General features: G+C 48.3%; 17 protein-coding genes. 5 read left to right on the top strand and 12 right to left on the bottom strand.

What is annotated here, in order from left to right; genetic code table 11:
• Complete coding sequence (locus ABXS75_08750; GenBank protein XCP86864.1) at positions 1-1,503, bottom strand: altronate dehydratase family protein; 1,503 nt, start codon at positions 1,501-1,503, stop codon at positions 1-3.
• 270 nt (positions 1,504-1,773) lie between these two features.
• On the opposite strand from ABXS75_08750, the gene ABXS75_08745 reads away from it, so the two are divergent.
• The 5 genes from ABXS75_08745 to ABXS75_08725 all read left to right on the top strand — a co-directional run bounded on the left by ABXS75_08745 (position 1,774) and on the right by ABXS75_08725 (position 5,944).
• Positions 1,774-2,709 carry a LysR family transcriptional regulator gene (locus ABXS75_08745; protein ID XCP86863.1) on the top strand — a complete coding sequence of 312 codons (936 nt, stop codon included), beginning with the start codon at positions 1,774-1,776 and terminating at the stop codon, positions 2,707-2,709.
• Between the two features lie 172 nt (positions 2,710-2,881).
• The gene (locus ABXS75_08740; protein ID XCP86862.1) at positions 2,882-4,018 is read left to right on the top strand and encodes a helix-turn-helix transcriptional regulator; all 1,137 of its coding nucleotides are present in this window, start codon (positions 2,882-2,884) and stop codon (positions 4,016-4,018) included.
• Complete coding sequence (locus tag ABXS75_08735) at positions 4,015-4,218, top strand: PLDc N-terminal domain-containing protein (protein XCP86861.1); 204 nt, start codon at positions 4,015-4,017, stop codon at positions 4,216-4,218. Before ABXS75_08740 ends, ABXS75_08735 begins: the two co-directional genes overlap by 4 nt.
• Complete coding sequence (locus ABXS75_08730) at positions 4,219-5,127, top strand: ABC transporter ATP-binding protein (protein XCP86860.1); 909 nt, start codon at positions 4,219-4,221, stop codon at positions 5,125-5,127. It begins immediately after the preceding gene.
• A gap of 46 nt (positions 5,128-5,173) precedes the next feature.
• Complete coding sequence (locus ABXS75_08725; GenBank protein XCP86859.1) at positions 5,174-5,944, top strand: ABC transporter permease subunit; 771 nt, start codon at positions 5,174-5,176, stop codon at positions 5,942-5,944.
• 65 nt (positions 5,945-6,009) lie between these two features.
• Here ABXS75_08725 and ABXS75_08720 read toward each other — a convergent pair whose 3' ends face one another.
• The 11 genes from ABXS75_08720 to ABXS75_08670 form a co-directional block, all read right to left on the bottom strand.
• Complete coding sequence (locus ABXS75_08720) at positions 6,010-6,774, bottom strand: MerR family transcriptional regulator (protein XCP86858.1); 765 nt, start codon at positions 6,772-6,774, stop codon at positions 6,010-6,012.
• A 69-nt stretch (positions 6,775-6,843) separates the two neighbouring features.
• The gene (locus tag ABXS75_08715; GenBank protein ID XCP86857.1) at positions 6,844-7,362 is read right to left on the bottom strand and encodes a GNAT family N-acetyltransferase; all 519 of its coding nucleotides are present in this window, start codon (positions 7,360-7,362) and stop codon (positions 6,844-6,846) included.
• A gap of 45 nt (positions 7,363-7,407) precedes the next feature.
• Complete coding sequence (locus ABXS75_08710; protein ID XCP86856.1) at positions 7,408-8,268, bottom strand: hypothetical protein; 861 nt, start codon at positions 8,266-8,268, stop codon at positions 7,408-7,410.
• A gap of 351 nt (positions 8,269-8,619) precedes the next feature.
• Positions 8,620-10,050: an FAD-dependent oxidoreductase gene (locus tag ABXS75_08705; GenBank protein XCP86855.1), complete on the bottom strand. Its 1,431-nt coding sequence runs from the start codon at positions 10,048-10,050 to the stop codon at positions 8,620-8,622.
• A gap of 145 nt (positions 10,051-10,195) precedes the next feature.
• Complete coding sequence (locus ABXS75_08700) at positions 10,196-10,405, bottom strand: hypothetical protein (GenBank protein XCP86854.1); 210 nt, start codon at positions 10,403-10,405, stop codon at positions 10,196-10,198.
• A gap of 283 nt (positions 10,406-10,688) precedes the next feature.
• A complete protein-coding gene (locus ABXS75_08695) occupies positions 10,689-11,729 on the bottom strand; it encodes a helix-turn-helix domain-containing protein (protein ID XCP86853.1) in 1,041 nt (346 codons plus the stop codon).
• 197 nt (positions 11,730-11,926) lie between these two features.
• Complete coding sequence (locus ABXS75_08690; GenBank protein ID XCP86852.1) at positions 11,927-12,196, bottom strand: acylphosphatase; 270 nt, start codon at positions 12,194-12,196, stop codon at positions 11,927-11,929.
• Positions 12,196-14,601 (bottom strand): M56 family metallopeptidase, encoded by a 2,406-nt coding sequence (locus tag ABXS75_08685; protein XCP86851.1) that lies wholly within the window; start codon positions 14,599-14,601, stop codon positions 12,196-12,198. Before ABXS75_08685 ends, ABXS75_08690 begins: the two co-directional genes overlap by 1 nt.
• Positions 14,602-14,603: 2 nt before the next feature.
• A complete protein-coding gene (locus ABXS75_08680; GenBank protein ID XCP86850.1) occupies positions 14,604-14,966 on the bottom strand; it encodes a BlaI/MecI/CopY family transcriptional regulator in 363 nt (120 codons plus the stop codon).
• Positions 14,967-15,402: 436 nt separating this feature from the next.
• Positions 15,403-17,970 (bottom strand): response regulator, encoded by a 2,568-nt coding sequence (locus ABXS75_08675; protein XCP86849.1) that lies wholly within the window; start codon positions 17,968-17,970, stop codon positions 15,403-15,405.
• A 20-nt stretch (positions 17,971-17,990) separates the two neighbouring features.
• Entirely contained in the window at positions 17,991-20,669 is a 2,679-nt protein-coding gene (locus ABXS75_08670; protein XCP86848.1) for a response regulator, read from the bottom strand.
• Positions 20,670-20,694: the final 25 nt, after the last annotated feature.

The raw sequence follows: 20,694 nt of genomic DNA, 5'->3' as shown, positions 1-20,694 counted from the left end.
TTAGACAAACCGGCATACATGGTCAACTGCAATATCTGAGAACCCATACGCCTCCGCCTTTGTAAGTCTTCCGTTACAAATCTCTCCGATTACTTCCAATAATTCCTCACCCATTTCCTGATAGGTCTTTTCACCACGGATTATGGCTGACAGATCGATATCCATATTGTCCTCCATATTCCGGTAGGTCACTTCATTTGCAGTGACTTTGAGGACAGGAACGATAGCATTTCCGGTAGGGGTACCCCTTCCGGTGGTGAAGATGACTGCCTGACATCCTCCTGCTACCATGGACGTTACAGAAGAGATGTCATATCCGGCAGTATCCATGACCAGAGCTCCTGTCTTAGTCGGTCTTTCGGCCTGTTTTAATACCTCCATTACAGGACGGGTGCCGCCTTTGCGGATACAGCCCAGACTCTTTTCGTCCAGTGTAGAGAGACCGCCGGCTTTATTACCCGGAGTCGGCTGACCTGCACGGCAGTCCTGACCAGCCGATTTTAAATGCTCCTCATATGCTCTGCACACCTCTATGATCTCATTGTGAATAGCGGTAGTCGCTGCCCGCTTTGCAACGATATGTTCGCCACCGATCCATTCAATCGATTCACTCATGATCGTTGACGCCCCGCGATCTACCAGCAGATTGCTCAGCTCGCCCACAGCCGGATTAGAAGCGATACCGGAGGTTGCATCAGATCCGCCGCATTCAATTCCTAAAAGCAGTTCGGAAATATCAAACAATTCTTTTTGCTGCATACCTGCCTGCGCCGCCATATCTCTTGCGGCACGGACCGCTTTTTCAATCGTCTTTAACGTGCCGCCTTCTTCCTGAATTCCAAAAGAGACGACCGGCTTCGAGGTCATGCCCTGTATTTTTTCACGAAGCATTTTATGATTAACAGTCTCACAGCCGAGTCCAATGATGACTACACCGTAAACGTTAGGATTGCACGCAAATCCGGTCAGTATTTTCTGCGACATGGCAGTGTTGGCAGCCACATCAGAACAGCCTGTATTGAACACGATATTGACTGCTCCTTTCACCTGGCTTGCAACGATTCGAGCGCTTTCACTTCCACAGGCACACCCCGGCAGAATCAGCACATGATTCCTGATCCCCGGCCTTCCTTCCGCCCTGCGGTAGCCCCAGAACTTCATGCCGGACTTCGTTTTAACGACCTTTGGCATTTCCTCCTCTGTTTCTTCTACTAATTCGCTGTCATAATCTCTGGGAACACTGAAAATGTTGTCGTGGGAAACCCAACACCCCTTTTCTATGCGGGTATTGGTCTTGCCGATCAGTTCTCCGTACTTCATGACATCCACGCCGTTCTCCAGCGTTTCCAGTGCAACTTTGTGACAGTATGGAATCGTCTCTTTTGCTTCCAGGCTGCACACCTTTGTACCTTTGCGATAGACTACATTTTCTCCTGTAGCTACCTCTCTGACACAGGTAACTACATTGTCATTTTCGTCCATCAACAATGCATTGATTTCCATTTGCTAATCCTCCGTTTCTTGAAATTTGAGTTTTGAGGTTTCATTTTCCAGGGCAATCGTTTGAATTCTGTGGCAGATTTTTCCTCCATTCCAGATAAAACCATTTACCGCGCCAGCTCATAAAAATTGTGTATTTTTCACAATTATGTGATTGCTCTATATTATTTTTTATCTATCTTTACAATATCATTGTTTTAATATATAATCAATTTTATAGATTTTATATTAATATAAATTAAATTTATAATAGAAAGAAACGGAGAAGCAATCATGAAAGAAGAAATGCTCTATGTTTACACCGTATATCAGGAAGGAAGCTTTTCCAAAGCTGCCAAAAAGCTGTTTTTGACCCAGCCTGCGTTAAGTATTTCTATACAGAAAATAGAACAATCTATTGGAATGCCCCTCTTCGACAGAAGCCGAAGGCCTCTTAAGCTAACAGATGCCGGGGAGATTTATATTGAATTGATCAAAAAGACACTGCTCCTGGAACGGGAACAGCAGCAAAAGTTAAACGATATCCGCAATGTGGTCACAGGAACCATAAAGCTGGGCGGTTCCCATTACCTGAATGCCTATATTATGCCGGATATCCTGGCCGGCTTCGTCAGGGAATACCCCGGCGTAAAGCTGGAGATCATGGAAGCCAGCTCCTATGACCTGGCAGATATGCTTGCCGACTATAAGCTGGATCTTACCTTTAACTGTAATCCGGCATTAATCAAGAATTACAACCATTACAAGGTCTTTGAAGATCATATTCTTCTTGCCGTTCCGGAAGAACATTCAATCAATGCGCGTTATGCAGATTTTGCACTAACTGCTTCCGAAATTTTTGAGGGAAGACATTTATCTGCCGATTGTCCGATGATAGAACTGGCGGCATTTTCAGAGCTTGAGCTGATTCTCTTAAGAAAGGGCAACAATCTGTATGACCGTGCCTGGGCTATGTTTCATGAGGCCGGTTTCAAGCCAAAGATCAAACTGGACTTATCACAGCTCGTTACAGCGTACCGGCTGGCAAGAGCGAATATGGCAGCCACCTTTGTCAGCGACCGGCTGGTACGGCCGGAAGATACAAGCCTGAAATTTTACAGGCTTGACAGCAGTCATACGACTCGTATCTTTTATGCGCTATTGCCAAACAAGGAGTATGTCCCTGCTGCTGTGAATCGATTTATTCAGTATATGCAGAATAATCTTTAAGGATTCTCCGCCTGCGGCGGGTCGCCCAAACAACCACAATTCCTCTCCGCCGCCAAGTATCGCGTCAGTTGATTTATTTTCCCAAAGTATCGATCCTCTCCATTGTATTTCCTCCTTCCTGCGGGTACAATAATCTCAACAAATGAAATCACACCGCACAGGAGGATTTACCATGATCTTATCAGAATCCATTCATTTTTCGGAAAATCTGATCCGGCTGCGCCGTCAAAAAAAGATCACCCAGGAAGAGCTCGCCTCTTTTCTCGGCGTAACCAAAGCCTCTGTCTCCAAGTGGGAAACGGGGCAAAGCCTGCCGGATATCCTTCTTCTCCCCCAGCTCGCCTCTTTTTTCGATGTCACTTTAGACGAGCTGCTGGGATTTAAGCCACAGCTTTCCAAAGAGCAGATCCGGAAAATCTACCATGAACTTGCCTCGGATTTTGCGAAACAGCCCTTCCGGCAGATTATGGATAAAAGCCGCTCTCTGGTCAAAAAATACTACGCATGCTATCCATTTCTGTTTCAAATGGCCGTGCTGTGGCTGAATCATTTCATGCTCGCTCAAGGTCCGCAGATGCAGCAGCAAATCCTTCAGGAGACCGCCGGCCTATGTGCCCATATCATCTCCGATTGTGACGATATCGGAATCTGTAACGATGCGATCCTTCTCAAATCTACGGTCGATCTGCAGCTGGGAAAGGCACAGGAAGTCATCGACGCACTGGAAGAACTCCTAAATCCGCTCCGCCTGGCAGGCCAGAGCGACGGCGTTCTGATCCGCGCTTATCTTCTCTCCGGAAAAACGCATCAGGCCGCCAGCCGCGCGCAGATCAGTATGTATATGCATCTTCTCAGTCTCGTAGCCAGTGCGCTGGAGTATCTTTCCATCAAAAGTGCTGACCTTGCCGCCTGCGAAGAGACAATCCGGCGCATCACGGCCCTCATAGATACCTTTCAAATTGAGCACCTGCACCCGAACACGGCCTCTTCCTTCTATTATCAGACCGCTGTCATCTACAGTATGCACGGCCTGGAAGAAAGGGCACTGTTCTACCTGGCAAAATATGAGGAAAATATCCGCTACCTGCTGGCCGAATCGAACATTGCGCTTCATGGCGACGCCTATTTTGATCTTCTCGACGAGTGGATCACCCAGCTCGATCTGGGCCCCGCACCGCCAAGAGATAAGAAAATGGTCGCAGACAGTTCACTCCAGCTTTTGGACCACCCCTCATTTTCCATATTGCAGGGAAACCTTACATTTAAACAGATTAAGAACAACCTGACAAAGGAGGTAGAAAAACAATGAATTCACTGAAAGATATCCTGCCATTTCTCATTCCCCTGGCGATCGCAGAAATCGCACTTCTTATATTTACCCTGCGTCACATATTGACGCACACCACCTACAAGAGGGGAAACCGGGTTCTGTGGCTTATCGTTACGATCGTCGGCATGGAATTTGTCGGCCCCATCTTATATTTTCTGCTGGGAAAGGAAGATGACTAGATGGAAATGCTCACTCTTACACATGTCTCTAAATCCTTTGGAGACCATACCGTTCTGGAAGACTTAAGTTTTTCCGTCCCGGAGCACAGCATTTTCGGCTTTATTGGGTCAAACGGCGCCGGAAAGACTACCACAATGAAAATGATTCTGGGACTGTTAAAAGCTGACAGTGGACAGATTCTGGTAGACCAAAGGCCGGTGACCTATGGGCAAAATATTACCAACCGCCTCATCGGCTACCTTCCCGATGTACCGGAGTTCTACGGATTTCTCACTCCCGCCGAATATTTAACGCTCGCCGGGCGCATCGCAAAAATGCCGGAACATACGATCGCACACCGCTCCAGGGAGCTTCTTGACCTGGTGGGACTCGGTGATGTCAAGAAACGAATCCACGGTTTCTCGCGGGGAATGAAGCAGCGTCTCGGTATTGCCCAGGCCCTTTTAGGAAAGCCCCGCCTCCTGATCTGCGACGAGCCCACCTCCGCCCTGGACCCTTTGGGCCGGAAAGAGATTCTGGATATTCTCTCGGCGGTGAAAAATGAAACCACCGTCCTCTTTTCCACCCATATCCTCTCCGATGTAGAGCGCATCTGCGACGAGATCGCACTCCTGCACCAGGGGAAAATCGCATGGAGCGGGACTCTGGCCCATCTGCACCAGCATCAGGACGCCGGATTTCAGATGGAATTCCTCCGCCCGGACGACCTGAGCCGTTTTGCCGCAGGCTGCCCCGGTGGGAAGGTCATCGGCAAAACGGAGCTTCTCTATGAACATAAAAACGAAAAAGATATGTTGTATGCAATTCAAATTTTGGCTGAAAACAGCATACCGGTGCGGAAAATAGAAATGTGCGAATTTACGCTGGAGCATCTATTCATGAAAATGACGGGAAACGAGACGGCTTAGCTTTATTCTCAGCACACGAAATTTTTCAAAACAGGAGTATTTAAAAATGAAAACGACAACTGCATTTTTTCACAAAGAACTCATAGAACTGAAGCGCACGGGGAAACTCCTGATTCTGTTTCTCATCTTCACCCTGTTCGGAATCATGAATCCCGCTATCGCCAAACTGACTCCCTGGCTGGTATCCACCTTTGCAGACAGCTTTGCCGAGGCCGGAATCATCATGACCGATATGACCGTAGATGCTCTCACTTCCTGGACACAGTTCTACAAGAACGTTCCCATGGCACTCATCATTTTCCTGCTGCTTTTTAGCAACATTCTGACTTCTGAATACCAGAAGGGGACGTTGATTCCCCTTCTCACTAAAGGACTGCCTCGCATAAATGTGATTGTCTCCAAGACTCTCCTTCTGCTCCTCGCCTGGACCTGCGGCTACTGGCTCTGTTACGGGATCACCTACGCGTACAACGCCTTTTTCTGGGATAACCATATCGCCTCCCACCCTGCGTTTGCTGCGCTTTGCCCTTATGTACTGGGAATCTGGCTGATTTCCCTGCTCATGCTGATGTCCACGCTTTTTGAGAGCGGCTCTGCCGTCATCACGTCTACGGGCGGGATCTTCATAGCACTATATCTCCTGAGCCTGCTGCCGAGAATACAGGACTACCTGCCTGCAAAACTCTTAAGCTCGCTTCCCATTTTGTACAAGACGGAAACGATAGAGGCGTTTCTTGGTGCGCTCGGAACCAGCGCATTTCTTACCATAATTAATCTTATTTTATCTGTCTTATTGTTTGATAAAAAGAGAATATAAATAGAGAATTCCCCTCCCGTTAAGTACGGCAAGGGGAATTCTCTATCACATATAACCAGCTTCTCTTATAGTCTGTCCGCCCACCGGGCCACTGCCTGCTCTAAAAATGCAGCACACCCCGGCACCTCGCTGTCATAATACGCTCTGAACCTCTCATCGGAAACATACATTTTCGCAATTCCTTTGTGCGCCTCCACAGAATACTGCTTCCAGGTCATACGCAGCCATTCCTTGTGAAGAGACACCAGCTTTTTTGCTTCCTCGCTCCCCGGGCTTAGCTCATTTTGAACACATTCCCGCAGTCCCGCCAAAATCTCTGTTTCCAGTTCCTTGAACCTCTCCCAATCTTTCTGCGACATATTTAAGAGCTTCCTGTTTGAATCCGCGACCGTATCATCGCCATATTTTTCACGGATTTCTTTCCCATATTTTGCTTCGTTTTCACGCACCATATGTTTCTTAAACGCCTCGAATTTTTCCTGATCATTCATATGATATTCTCCCTTCATCGACAAAATCGTCTGCTTCACTGTCCGAATCAGTAAGTCCACATGTTCTCTCTGTTCTTCCAGCTCCCGAAGGTGTTCTTCCATGGCACTCATAAGATCAAAATCGTCCTCGTAGAGAATCTTCCGTATCCTTTGCAGATCAAATTTTCTTTCCCGGTAAAACAAAATCTGCTGCAAAATCGCCAGCTCATTCTCTCCATAGAACCGATAGCCGGCCTCCGTAACATATAACGGCTTCAAAAGACCGATTTCATCATAGTAGCGCAGCGTGCGCGCGCTCACGCCTGCCAGTTCTGATAATTCTCTGATGCTATATTCCATATGACGTACCTCCTTCGGTAGATTCAGCATACTACTTTACGTAACGTCAAAGTCAATAGGGAAAATTATTTAAATTTTAAAATCTAAACCCAGAATTTCCTCAACCCGATCACGCTTATTTTCATAAAATTCTTTGCGGACTGTCACCAGACTCAAGCTATCGTATCCTAATTTGTGATAAAGCTTAACCGCCGCCTTATTCCTTGGCGCCACATCCATGCAAACTGCTGTATATCCACTCTTTGATTTTATGATTTCCTCTGCCATGCGAATCGCTGTCGTCGCAATTTTCTGCCCTCTAAACTTTGTATCAACAAAGAGATCTTCAATCCATGCCACAATGTCACCGCGGTAATCCAAATGCAGAAACCCTGCCTTTTCCTGCCCCTTGTTGATAATGTAAAGCTCATGATTTGGCGCTAACCAGTCTTCCAATATCTCTTTTGCTTCCTCATATGCGCCTTCGCTTAACACACTTTTCCCACTAATCAAGGACGCGTGAAAACCATAAAACTCTGCAATCCATTTTGTAATCTTGTCTCTGTCGCGCTGTTCATATTTTGTAAGTTTTATTTCTAACGTCTCCATTATTTGGTTTCTCCTGTTCTACCCCGGCTTAGCCCAAATAGGTCTCTATACAGCCACAGGACCGGCTTCCTTCTTCAGTTCGCGTACCCGTTCCAAAGACAGCCCTGTACGCTCTGCAATCGTATACTCATCTAAAATTCCCAACAAATTCTTTGCAATCTCAATTTTTTCTTCTTCCCGTCCTCTATCCACCAATTTTTGTCCCAATCTCGTCATACTGATCTCCTCCACAATTTCTTCCATATCCATTGCATCTAAAAACTTATCCGCCATAATATACAATACCGCCTCAATTTTTCCTACATCTATGGAATCTACCATTGTCGCCTTCCGTGTAATCTCGTAGGCCGTTATAATCCGCTCCTTGAGCTCCATAGCTCCGCTCATAAGCATGCACAAGGTCAGCGGAACCAAATCCTGTTTTGTGAGTTTCTCATCACATTCCACTTTTGCATTCAACTCTTCAAACAATTGATCCGCATTCAGGTCACGCATGATAATTGGTACAATCCGATACGTATTAATCCCCTCTGTAAAATACGTCATAGGCTTTCGTATCTTTCCCGAAAAAAGTACATATGTTGTAACAGGTACTTGATTCTGATAACTACTGATTGCCTCATACGCCCGAAAACGTTTAAGCCCCTTGCGTCCTTCATTGGTGCTCTGAAATTCGAAATGCTTCCAGGAACCATCTTCCATCACCAGATTAAAATCCTGAAACAATTTTTGTAAATCCAAATGCACCTGTTCCGTAGGAGCAAAAGAAACCACCTTCTCTTTAATCCCGAAATAAGGAAGCAGTTCCTGTGCAAAAAACTGCATCGCAGTTTTCAGCGCCGCATCTTCGTGCTGAATAGCGGAATCCGATTCATACTCATTTTGCAATTTGCTTCTTTTATCCATATAGCCTCCCTTTCTATAAGCTATATAGAGAAACTATCTGTTTATACTATATCAAAATCTAATATTTCAGACAATGAATTTAACCAAATTAAAATTGCTTTCATACACTCAATTTATATATCTTACACTTCTGAAATCTTCTCGAACCGAGAGGAACTCTTTCAGATTACATATTATGAACACCAGAGCCAAGCTAAAAACACAACAGACTGTCGAGTAAATATCCTGGCAACCAAGAAAATTGATAGTAACTCTATATAGCAGTCATCATCTGTAATATAAGCATACTATCATGTCTTTCTCACAAAAGCAAGTCAAATCCTTGGCTCATTGCTCACGGAAATAAATTTTTTATAAACATGCTTTCTCTCTTTTCAGGCAGACCTTCGCCGCCTTCTTCCCCGATTTTACCGCCCCTTCCATCGTTGCAAATGAGGAGGTAAGCGTATAATCCCCCGCCAGAACAAGTCCGGGAATTCCCGTATCCTGCTTCGGTCTTAAATGCTGATTCCCTTTAGCAAGAGAGTAAAAATCATTCTTCTCCGCCACCTTTCTTGCATCTAAAACATGCCCTTTTAGATGCACGCCCAGCAGTTCCATTTGCCCGACCACAACATCCAGCAATTCCTCTGCACTTTTATCCACATAGTTCTCCGGATTCCCTAAAATCACCGACAGCCTTCCAGCCTTCCCCCGGAAAGTGCTGCGTGACTGCTCCGCAAAACTTGCCATATCCGTTCCGGGGCCAAAAGTCGTGATATCCTTGCACGATACAGGCATATCCAGTTCCATCTGCACGGTAACCGAGGACATGCACGGAAGGCGAAAAAAATCCCGGAGCTCCCCGTATTCCTTAAGTGGTTCCAGTATCTCTTTTGCCGCCGGAAGAGTCGCAGCGACCACCGTATTCCCTGCACGATATTTTTGACCGCTTTTCGAGACTACCCCAGTCACTCTCCCCTGTTCCACTAAAACACGTTCTATAGTCTCTCCAAACCGGAACTCTCCTCCCAGTTCTTCTACCTTCCGCACGATCGGATCACACATAACCTTCGTCATTCCGCCCAGATACGCCCCAATCCGCATTTTATAGAATTTCGGAATTGCCGGAGCAAAAAGTCCGAAAAACACATAAGCAGAATACTGCTCTGGCGGCAGGAAAAAAATACCGGTACTAAGGGGCTCCAGAATCAGCCGCTGCGCCCTTTTCGTCACGTGATGGCGGTCAGCATACTCCGCGACCGTATAGCGATCCAGCTTTTTTGAACACACATAACCGGAAAAACCACTCAGGAAAAATGGAACCAGAGACAGTTTATCCCGCACTCCCAGCGCATCTTGGTTCCCCAATACTCCACGCAATGTTTTCCATGGTCCGAAAACCGGTGCCAGACCGAGCACCACCTTTTTTCCTTCATACCGCCCCTTCTCCCGGATCTGCTTAGCGACCAGAATCTCTGCTGTTTCCTCCCACGTGACCATATCCCTAAGCCTCACGCCACACTTTCTTAGAAGTGCCGGAAGTGCAGAATAATAGCCTATATAACGATGAAGACCGGATTCGACCAGCATTCCCTCCTCTGCTCTTCCTTCTCTGGTATCTACGTCCCCAGTCTCCTCTTTCCTGTCAACAAAGGAAGAAGTCCGCCCACCGGCATACGTATGCTGCTCCAGCACCAGAACTTTCTTCCCCTTTGCCGACAGGCGGTACGCACAGGACAGACCTGCCAGCCCTGCTCCTACAATCACAACGTCATATTCTTCTGTCATATGCTCTTCCATGTCACGCTCTTTCCTTCCTCTATGCCTTTGCTAAAATCTTACTGCTATTATTTTCCCAAAATAGCCAGATTCCATACTCTGATCTTTGGTGCCAAGCAAGAGAGCATTAAGAGAAGGTCATGGACGTTTTACGTTCTATCTGCTTTTACTGATCAATTTTATTAAAAATGACAGTCTGTTCTTTCATAGATATTTTCCCTACCTGATAGCCATATTCTGTCAATTCCTTTTTATACTTCAAAAAAGAATGATCTATCGGTATTCCTGCAATATTCTTTATTTCTTCAAATGTCAGCTTGAAAGATTTACTTCCATCTTTCTGCACATATTCCCATAACGGGTCGTACTTACTCATTGTTTTTTGCTCCTTTCCATTTCCAGCTTGCTATTTCTCTTTATTCTACTATATAACTATAAAATTTCCTACACTTACCTGTAAAAAATTCCGCCTGCTGCAAATTGCAAGCGAAATTTTTTGATATTGCCATGCATACCTGAGCGAAAGTCCAGCGAATGTTCATTTCGGTTGCCAAGCATACCTGAGCGAAAGTCCAGCGAATGTTCATCTCGGTTGCCAAGCATACCTAAGTGAACGTCCAGTGGACGTTCATCTCGGTAGGCCTCTCCCACATCACTCCTTATTTCAATCTCTCCATCAACTCCACGAACCTCTCGTCCTCCCGAAGAAATGCACATTCCTCCGCTTCCATAAAGCTTTTCCTGAGCATGCATTTCATCTGCTCATTAAACTGTCCTGCCCCCTCCGATAATTCCAAATGCCGGCAAAACAATTCCTCCCTCATATTTCTCGGCTTTTCTATGCCCCCTATCATCTCCGCAAGAGCGGCAAGCCCCATCTCCTTATCCTTCATCTCGGAAGCCACAAGGAAATCCAGCACGTAATAATTATACGGTGAACGCTCCAGTGCTTTTGTCATTTCCCGATATGCTGCGGCATACTGCTTCGCCGCCCCATAATCCCCTTCCTTGCAAGCACAGGCCGCTAACTGCTGCAACGCTCCTTCTAAATTATTGCACAAATACTGCATATACTTCTCCAGGCACACATAAGCCTTCTGGATTTCCCCCTGCTTCCGGTAGTGCGTGGCCTGCATCAAATTCTTATTAAAGGAATGCTCCGGCACGCTGTCAAGCAGTTCCTGCGCCTTTTCGCTTTCCTCTTCACTCTCATAGTCTGCCACCAGAAATGGAATCGCCGCCTCACGCACCCGCTGGTCGGGGCTTTTTACCGCCAGTTCAAGCCATGCCCGGACACATTTCCGGTACTCCCCCGTTTCTTCTACCTGATACATCAGGATTCCTCCCTTAAATGCCGCAGCAAGATTCAACGCTAACAGCTCGCTCCCCGGATATTCCTCCATCCATCTGTTCGCCTGGGAAAATGCCTGTTCGAACTCGCCTGCTCCCATCTGTTTGCTCAGCCTTTGCACCATGACCTGCACTTCCTGCTCCGTCAGTTCCTTCCTGAATGACAGCAAGGTATCCACCGTAATATCCAGCGCTCTTGCAAGCGGCGCAAGTAGCGTGATATCCGGGTAAGAATTATTGTTCTCCCATTTATTCACCGCAGGCGCGGATATCCCCAGCATTTTGGCAAGCTGCTCCTGCGTATACCCTTTTTCCTGTCTGTATTTGTGTATCACTTTCCCGATTTCCATAAAAAATCCTCCTTATCCTGGTATGTTTTGGTGCTCTTTCTTTTATTCTGCACCATTTTGATAAAGACGTCTTTTCTGTCTTTATCATACCAAGCTAAGAAGGATTTTACAATTCGCTGCGTAGTTAACTTTTATTCAATTTTATTAACCATAATTTATATTCTGACGATAGGAAGTGCCCCTTTCAACTGCCAGTCCTACCTCACGTGAAACCCATACTCGCTCACCGTCGGGATCGTAAGCTCCGCCACATAGTCGACCCTGCTGAAATTCCGCATCTGAAGCTTTCGCACCAGCTCTTCAAGCATTTCCTGGGTCCCCTGGGCCTCCATGACCACTGAGCCGTCCCATTCATTCTTCACCCAACCCGTGATTCCAAGATGCTGAGCCAGATACTGGGCGGTGTAGCGGAAACCGACTCCCTGAACCCGACCGGTAAATACATACTGTTTTCTGACTTGTTCCATTATTCCATCTCCCCCTCTTCTGTCGGCCACGTCACATACATATCTTCCCGAAATGCTTTCGCACTATCGCTGGAAAAAAAATAGTCCGTGATATCCTGAAATGTGATCTCAGGATCATCATAATACACCAGATATGTGCTGCTGGCAGCGGCGTTCGGGTGCCTTCCGGTCATAATCTGGCGATTTCGGTACGTTTTTCCGTTGGGCGCCAGAAAACCCTGTTCTGTTTCAGGAAGCTTCTCATACGCCAGCTGCTCATAAACCACCTTGACAAAGAAGTTCTGCAACGCCCTTTCATCTCCTGCAAATTCCTGTAAATTGCCTGCTCCCAGAGCCTGTTTTGCCTGCTCTTTGCTCCAACTGAAATGGCGTGTGACCTCTACGCCTCCCTCTTCTGCCGGGTAGTTCCACTCCACCCTCCCTGCGTTGTCGATCAAAACCAAAAGTGCAGTCGCCTTCCATACCATCTCCTGATAAAATTCCGCTTCGTTTTCCGGAGAATCCTCAAAATGAAGAACCAGGGCATAGGGCTCCTCCGTCGTCTCCAGTTCCATCGTCCGCGCCAGATCCTGAGCGATCCCCAATGCATGTACCAGCTTCCCGTCAGCGACTGCGTCACCAATATAAGGATTCTTTAGCGTATACAGCTCTTTGACATAAGGGGAGACGGCATATTCTTCTTCCAATTCCTGTGCGCTTTTTTCTGAAAATACCAGGTGATACAGAATCTCACCGTCATTTCTTCCCAACGCGTCCCACTTTAGATTCTGATCCATAAAATGAGTACAGGAAATACCTTCTACTCCGTCCGTTTCCCTAAGCCCCAGATTCCAGGCAGCGATTACAATGTCCGTTCCCGGCTCGATCTTTGTCCAGTCATCGTTATTTTCCATATAGTAGGTCTCCGCCACTCCGGCAAATCCCGACGGCTGTAGAGAGCTGTAATCCACCACGCTTTCTTCCCGCCCCGGAAATTGCAGAGAAAATATGGCGTCAGCCTCTCCCACTTTCGTTTGAAATAATTCCCGTTCTATGGTAAATGTTCCTTTCCTCTGCCCATCTTCAATCTCATGCAGCGCGACCTGCGTATAGTCCTCCAGAACGCCGTTCCGGTAACTCTCCTTATATAGAAGCAGGCTCTGCACATTTTTGGGCAGCTCATATTCATAGGAAACTGCCTGGTCAAAATTCAGCCTATCCCCAGCGGAAATGCTGCGCCGCCCCGCAAAACGGATCCCATTTCTATTTCTTCCATTTCCAACGCCGATCACCGCTACGAGTATGCAGACCACAAGGCCAAACAGCATCGCCGCTCTCTTCGGACTTTGAAATCGCAGAATATTCTTGATGCGCGTCTTGACCGGAACTTCTCCGAACGCCAGAGGAGCTGCCGCAAAGTTTCTCCCCTTCACCGCAAATCCCAGCAGCGAACGGCTGTAATCCTCCTTGACTTTGCTTCCTAGCTTTGCAATGACCATCTCGTCACAACTCATTTCCATGTCCTTACACATAGCATGATAAGCAATCCAGACCAACGGCTGGAACCAGTACACCGCAAGAAGCAGCACGGATAATACCTTGATCTGATGATCCTTTCGCCGGATATGGTACTGCTCATGAAGCAGAATATACGTCCTTTCCTGTTCCGTCAGGCGAAACGGGAGATAGATTCTCGGCGAGAAAAATCCCATGACAAAGGGCGTATGTATGGTGTCGCTCTCATAGATATTCTGCCCGGAGCGAACTGCTGTTTCCACATGCTTTTTCAGCCTTAAGTATGCCGCCAGCTGATAGGATAAAAATACCACAATCCCAGCAAGCCAGATGACCGTAAGCACTTCCATGAGGGTTATATTTTCACCGGAGAGGCCAAATATACCGTTCCCTGCCAAATGCGATCCGCCTGCACTTCCATTCTCATATGCCGTACCGGCTTTTCCGCTTCCATCTCCCGCGGATAATGCGTTCGTCATTCCTTCCCGTTCTGCCGGATCCGCCGGAGTCACCGGATTCTCTCCCGTCTGCCCGGTCCTGTTCCCCTCACCTTTAAAACCGTCTGCATTCTGCTCGGCGAAAAATGTTTCTGCCTGTGCCCCCGCCTCATCGCCTGTCTGAACCGCAGTCTGCCCCCAAGGGGTTCCATTAAGCACCTCGGACAGATTCCAGATCACCTGATTCCCGGCAGATGCCATGTCCCGGAAAAATTCCAGATTGAACATACTGATCCCGCTGGGAACAGAATAAGGACATAAAAGCCGAAATGCCACGACCAGCCACAGGCAGTAAGAAAATTTCCTGGGAACCTTTTTCAGTAACTGCCTGGCCAAAAGGACCATGAGAATGACAACCCCCGCCGTCAGGGACATGTTACACACCAACCTGAAAAGTGCACAGATTTCTCTCATAATCACCCCTCCTTATGCGAGTCGATCAGCCTCTTGATTTCCTCCGCCTCTTTTTCCGAAATGGTCCGGCCACCCAAAAATGCCGCGATAAATTTGGGGAGTGATCCTTCAAATGTCCGTTCCACAAAATAATCCGATTCCACGGCCTGACAGATCTCCTTCTGAACAAGTGCCGTCACCACGGTGTCCTCATTTTTCAAGAAACCTCTCTCAGCCAGCTTTTTAATCACCGTATAGGTCGTGGACTTCTTCCAGCCCAGCCTTTCCCTTGCAGTCCTGACCAGCTCGCCGCTCTTTACGGGGGAAGCCTCCCACACCAGCAACATGAAACGATATTCGCTGTCACATAGTTTCAATTCTTCCATATTTGGCCCACTCCCTTCCTAAATATAGTTCCAAAAACAGATAATCCTCTTAATAACTGGATTCTGGACTTCTTTACTCCTTGCTTTTTACGCAGAATTTCTGTTCATCTTATATTCATTACGTTTTGGTCTATTGGAATAGACCTTCTCTTTATTGTAAGTCTATATCAATAGACCAAATTTGTCAAGTATATACAGAAATAAAATAGAATGGGCTCCTGCATTTTCCTATGAACCGAGATGAACGTCCGGTGGACGTTCACTCAGGTATGCATGGCAAAAAAGAACAGGCACGGGAGGACTTTTCAGTTCTACCGTGCCCGTCTGCATTGCTAAACATGCCTAAGTGAAGGTCCAGCAGACCTTCATCTCGGCTGTCATACAAGCGCTAAAAACGTCCACTGAGCATTTTTAGTATCTGGAAATCAAACAGCGATCAATCGTTCAGGTACTTTTTAAGAACACGGGCAACCTCATCGATGTTGATAGGCTTTGCCACATGTGCGTTCATACCATGGCTTAAACACCTCTGAATATCGTCGGAATACGCGTCCGCTGTCATGGCGATGATGGGAAGCACAGCATCCGGCCGGTTCATGGCGCGGATTGTGTCGGTCGCCTCATAACCATCCATAATGGGCATTCGGATATCCATCAGGATAGCATCGTAGTATCCGGGCTTGGACTCTTGGAACATCTCTGCGCAGACCTTGCCGTTCTCCGCCCACTCCAGCTCAAGGCCAAGATCGCGAAGCAGCTCATAAGCAACCTCCCAATTCAGTTCGTTGTCCTCTGCAACCAGGACGCGCCTGTTAGAAAATTGAAGCGTATTTTCCTCTTCAACGGGTTGGACCTCCTCGTCATCCACATAGGGTTTCAAACCATAAAACAGCGTGGAGCGGAACAACGGTTTCATCAGGAAGCCGCTGATTCCCGCATCCCGGGCCTCCTCCTCGATTTCACTCCAGTCGTAAGCAGACATCAGCAGGATAGGCACATCGTCGCCCAACTGCCTGCGCAGCTCCCGTGCGGTCTGAATGCCGTCCATGTCCGGCAGCTTCCAATCCAACAGTATGACGTGATAATCCTTGTGTTCCCTATGGTGCCGGGTTGCCATCTTTACAGCATCCTCACCGTCCAGCACCCACTCCGCCCGGACGCCGATGGAGCGCAGAGAATCGACGGTGCTCTCGCACAGCTGACGGTCGTCATCCACCACCAGCATAACCCAGTCGGGCAGAATCATGTCCTCCACCCGCTCTTCCGCGCGCATCAGATCCAAAACCACCTGGAACTCTGTACCCACGCCCTGCTGACTTTTCACCGTAATCTCGCCTTTCATAGCGTCCACGATGTATTTGGTGATAGCCATGCCCAGACCGGTACCCTCGGTGCGGTGGATGCGCTTGTTGTCCTCCCGGGCAAAGGATTCAAAGATGTGCTGCTGGAATTCCTCAGACATTCCGATGCCGCTATCCTTCACGTGGATGCGGATACGGACATACTCATCTCCCTTGGGCGATACCTCCTCGTGGAGGGATACATCGATCGAGCCATTCTCCGGCGTAAACTTGATGGCGTTGGAAAGCAGGTTCAGCAGCATCTGATTGAGGCGTACGCTGTCGCAATGCACATTCTCCGAAAGGATGTTAAAGATGGAGATGTTAAACTTCTGATGCTTTGCCTTTACCTGTGGCTGTACGATGCTCACGATGCTCTCCATGATCTCCCGCAGGGATACAAGCTCTTCGCTGAGCGTCATCTTGCCACTCTCGATTTTGGACATATCCAGCACGTCATTGATCAGCCCCAGCAGGTGCCGGCTGGACATGGTAATCTTCTTCAGGCAATTCTGCACCTGCTGCGGGTCATCCATGTGCGCTGTGGCAATGGCCGTCATACCTACAATGGCGTTCATTGGCGTGCGAATGTCGTGGCTCATGTTGGAGAGGAATTCTCCCTTGGACTTGCTGGCAATTTCAGCCTCCTGTCTGGCCTCTTCCGCCAGACGCTTAGCCTCCTCCAATTCCTTCATTTGCGCCCGGTTCAGGATAAAATACCGAAGAAACACAACGATCAGGGACAGCAGTATGACCGTGCAGACTGCCGCGGAGGCCCCAATGGCGCGCGTTCCCAGACCTTCCACCGATTCGTTCAGCGCCCCATAGGGCATAAATGTCACCAGATACCACACACTGTTAGGCAGGCTGGACGCATACATATGTTGCCGCACCCCATCGACCTCAACCATAGTGGAATAATCTCTGCCTGCTTGCATGGCTTCTTCAAGCTCGGTAATATATTCCTCTGGGGTCTGGCCGTTCGTTTCCTTGTATACGGCGCGGACACGGTCAAAATAGTTGTCTCGCACTGCAGCGGAATTGCGGACCACAAAGGTGCCGTCCTTGCGGATAACAAGGGAATAGACGAGGGATTTCTCCTCTTCCAGGGATAGGATATCAGACAAATAGCTGATAGGCAGCTCTCCCACCATGGCGACGCAGTCCTCCATGCCAGGAATATCGAGGTGAACCGGCGCACACATCAAAACCACCTGTTCCCCGGCGCCGTTGTATCCAACCGCAACCCTGCTCTCCCCGTTCTCCAACGCTTTCAGAAATACTGGAGGCCCGGAGTACTGAAGCGGTTCTCCATAAATCGTCTCAATGTTGCCCTCGTCGTCGCACCAGCTTACGGACTCATAATTCCGGCTCTTCCCGTAATAGGTCATCCATCTGAAATATTCCTCCTTGCTGCTCCCACACATGGGAGGAATGTTCTCGGCAAATGTTGTCATCGGAGTCAGGCATTGATCACTGATGGCACCGAAATGCTTGGAGATACGGTCATTTATGTTGGTCATATAAATGTTTCCCAATTGGGCGATAGCCTGTTCGTTTTGACGGTTCAGATAAACCGCCAGCACCGCAAAAGCCACAATGCACACAATACACACACTGGCCAGGCTACCGATCAGAAAATTTTTGATTTTGTCCTTCATCATTTTGCCCCCTAAAATTTTCTTCATTTTAATGCGCTTTTCAAAACCGCCCTAAGATTTGCAATATCAATCGGTTTCGCAATATGACCGTTCATACCAGCCTCCAGCGCCTTCTCCCTGTCCTCGTCAAAGGCGTTGGCCGTCATCGCATAGATGGGAAGGTTCGCCTCCTCCCTGTCATCCAGGGATCTGATTCGACGGGTTGCCTCGTAGCCGTCCATGCACGGCATTTGGACATCCATGAGGATAAGGTCGTACCGGCCCGCCTCCGCTGTCTTCACCTTCTCAATGGCCACGTTCCCGTCCCCGGCCAGATCAACCGAGAATCCTTGTTCCTCCAAAATGGTTGCCGCAATCTCCTGATTCAGTTCGTTGTCCTCCACCAGGAGGATCCTCTTTCCCGCGAAGATTTCGTCGGGTAATTCCACCTCTGCCTCCGCCGCTTCTGCCTCCTCGATGGGCTTAAGAAGGGCCTCCCTGAGTTCCGACATGAACAGCGGCTTTGAACAGAAGGCTGTAACGCCTGCCTTCCTCGCCTCCTCCTCAATCTCCGTCCAGTCGTAAGCCGTCAGGATAATAATAGGCTTGCTGTCGCCAATCAGCGCCCGGATACGCCGTACGGCCTCAATCCCGTTCATATCCGGCATGATCCAATCGATAATGTAGGCGCTGAATTCGTCGTCATTCTCTATGGCAAGCTGTGTGCGAAGGATGGCTTCTTTTCCGGAAGTGGTCCATTCCGCGCGCATACCAATCTTCCCGAGCATCCGGGTGACACTCGCACAGGTGTTGAAATCATCGTCGGCGACCAGTGCGTGCAGGCCGGCAAGCCTGGTTATCTGCTCGCAGTACGCCGGGTTATCGCTGATGCGGAATTGCAGGCAAACAGTAAACTCTGATCCCTTGCCAATCTCGCTCTCCACGGAAATGGTCCCACCCATCATGTCCACAATATTCTTGGTAATCGCCATACCAAGGCCGGTGCCCTGAATGCCGCTGACGGTGGAAGTCTGCTCCCGCGTGAATGCCTCGAAAATATGTTTTTGAAACTCTCTGCTCATACCGACACCGGAATCTTTCACCCGGAACATATAGCTGGCGTACCCGCTGGGCGCGTCATTCCTTTCGATAACGCGTATGCTGAGCATACCGCCAGGCTTTGTAAACTTCACAGCGTTGCTGATAAGATTCAGCAGAATCTGGTTCAGCCGCAGCTTGTCACAGATGATGTCCTCGTGAACCACATCGACGGTATCTATGTAGAGTTCGAGCTGCTTAGCATGCACGTTGGCCTGAATGATGGTTCTGAGATCATGGAGGACATCCGGAAGATGCACTTCCTTTTCCTCAATCTTGACCTTACCGCTCTCAATCCGGCTCATATCCAGAACATCATTGATCAGGGAGAGCAGATGTTCGCTGGACACGGATATCTTCCCAAGGTAGTCCGCCACCTGCTTTTTGTTGTCAAGGTGCGCCGCCGCAAGGGCAGTAAAACCAATAATGGCGTTCATTGGCGTGCGGATATCGTGGGACATGTTATTAAGGAAGGTGGTCTTGGCCCTATTCGCGTGCTCCGCCGCGGCCAGCGCATCCCGGAGTACCTTCCTTCTTTCTTCTTCTACCCTGACTTCCGCGTCGGCATTTCGAATACCCAGAATCAGATGCTTCCTGTTGCTGCCCGCCGTGACACACTTCACCTGATAGTGATGAACTTTACCCTCCAGTGTCGCCCGAAAGGGAATCAACAGCACATCCACGTCTTTCAGCGCACATTCAATCGCCGATGCAGACACTTTTTCCCGAAACGCCTCCCGGTCCTCTGGAAGCACATACTTTTCGATAACCCATGCCCAGGTCTGATCATATGGATGGACCTTCCTGTTATCATCATCAACCAACTCACCGCGCGACTTAAAGACAACGGACGTATTTTTCTCCAGATCAACCTGGGTGATTTCCGTATAATCGCGGCTAAGCGCTTTGACAATGTCCATCTGCTCCAACTTGATTTTCGTCTCTCTCTCCTCGGTAACATCCAATAAGCTGACCGCCGCATGGCCGCCGTCAACGCTGCGATTCACTTCGAAGCGCAGCCAACGCATGCCCTTTTCAGTAACCTCCCGAACCACCACTGAATATCGGGTTTCTTTTTGAAGCCGGTCCCGCATGGTCTCAATCCGGCTGGCCTGGAAAAGCTTTTCCTGATCGTCCTTATGGATAAAGTTACGGATATAGTCATCAAACTGCTCCCAATGGTTGTCCTGGCTGTATCGCTCATCAAAAAAACTTTCGCGGTTAAATACCGAATAGGTGCCCGAGGAAAATTCCACATAATAGGTGGATACAAACACGTGGCTGAAAGCATCAAAGAAGCCAATGGAACGCTCAATCTGCTTCTCCATGTGCTCGCTCTCCACGCCCACTTTATGGCGCGTCACGCAATATTTTCCCCCGGTCAACTCACAAAAAGCGGCCTCAACAAACCCATCATAAAAGGAATCATAATACACTACGGAAGTATTGTCCGAGCAATCCGCAATTGGGCAATGGGCGCACGGTGTATCCCGCTTCATGACGGCCTGGTAGCACAGATCGCCCACCTGAATTCCCGGATAGCGCTTCGCCACCGCCTTGTCAAACTCCACAAGGTGAAAATCTCGATCTATGATATAGATATTGTTCTCATAATTTATATTCATTCGCCAGCCTCCTAACTTTTTACCG

Source organism: Roseburia hominis (assembly GCA_040702975.1).
Lineage (GTDB): Bacteria > Bacillota > Clostridia > Lachnospirales > Lachnospiraceae > Allocoprococcus > Allocoprococcus hominis_A.
The sequence above is the reverse complement of the archived record's forward strand: the minus strand, read 5'-3'. Positions and strand labels throughout refer to the sequence as shown.

Bases quoted from the DNA above. Each gene is read 5' to 3' on its own strand.
- ABXS75_08750 (XCP86864.1), bottom strand. From the start codon at position 1,503: ATGGAAATCAATGCATTGTTGATGGACGAAAATGACAATGTAGTTACC.
- ABXS75_08745 (XCP86863.1), top strand. From the start codon at position 1,774: ATGAAAGAAGAAATGCTCTATGTTTACACCGTATATCAGGAAGGAAGC.
- ABXS75_08740 (XCP86862.1), top strand. From the start codon at position 2,882: ATGATCTTATCAGAATCCATTCATTTTTCGGAAAATCTGATCCGGCTG.
- ABXS75_08735 (XCP86861.1), top strand. From the start codon at position 4,015: ATGAATTCACTGAAAGATATCCTGCCATTTCTCATTCCCCTGGCGATC.
- ABXS75_08730 (XCP86860.1), top strand. From the start codon at position 4,219: ATGGAAATGCTCACTCTTACACATGTCTCTAAATCCTTTGGAGACCAT.
- ABXS75_08725 (XCP86859.1), top strand. From the start codon at position 5,174: ATGAAAACGACAACTGCATTTTTTCACAAAGAACTCATAGAACTGAAG.
- ABXS75_08720 (XCP86858.1), bottom strand. From the start codon at position 6,774: ATGGAATATAGCATCAGAGAATTATCAGAACTGGCAGGCGTGAGCGCG.
- ABXS75_08715 (XCP86857.1), bottom strand. From the start codon at position 7,362: ATGGAGACGTTAGAAATAAAACTTACAAAATATGAACAGCGCGACAGA.
- ABXS75_08710 (XCP86856.1), bottom strand. From the start codon at position 8,268: ATGGATAAAAGAAGCAAATTGCAAAATGAGTATGAATCGGATTCCGCT.
- ABXS75_08705 (XCP86855.1), bottom strand. From the start codon at position 10,050: ATGGAAGAGCATATGACAGAAGAATATGACGTTGTGATTGTAGGAGCA.
- ABXS75_08700 (XCP86854.1), bottom strand. From the start codon at position 10,405: ATGAGTAAGTACGACCCGTTATGGGAATATGTGCAGAAAGATGGAAGT.
- ABXS75_08695 (XCP86853.1), bottom strand. From the start codon at position 11,729: ATGGAAATCGGGAAAGTGATACACAAATACAGACAGGAAAAAGGGTAT.
- ABXS75_08690 (XCP86852.1), bottom strand. From the start codon at position 12,196: ATGGAACAAGTCAGAAAACAGTATGTATTTACCGGTCGGGTTCAGGGA.
- ABXS75_08685 (XCP86851.1), bottom strand. From the start codon at position 14,601: ATGAGAGAAATCTGTGCACTTTTCAGGTTGGTGTGTAACATGTCCCTG.
- ABXS75_08680 (XCP86850.1), bottom strand. From the start codon at position 14,966: ATGGAAGAATTGAAACTATGTGACAGCGAATATCGTTTCATGTTGCTG.
- ABXS75_08675 (XCP86849.1), bottom strand. From the start codon at position 17,970: ATGATGAAGGACAAAATCAAAAATTTTCTGATCGGTAGCCTGGCCAGT.
- ABXS75_08670 (XCP86848.1), bottom strand. From the start codon at position 20,669: ATGAATATAAATTATGAGAACAATATCTATATCATAGATCGAGATTTT.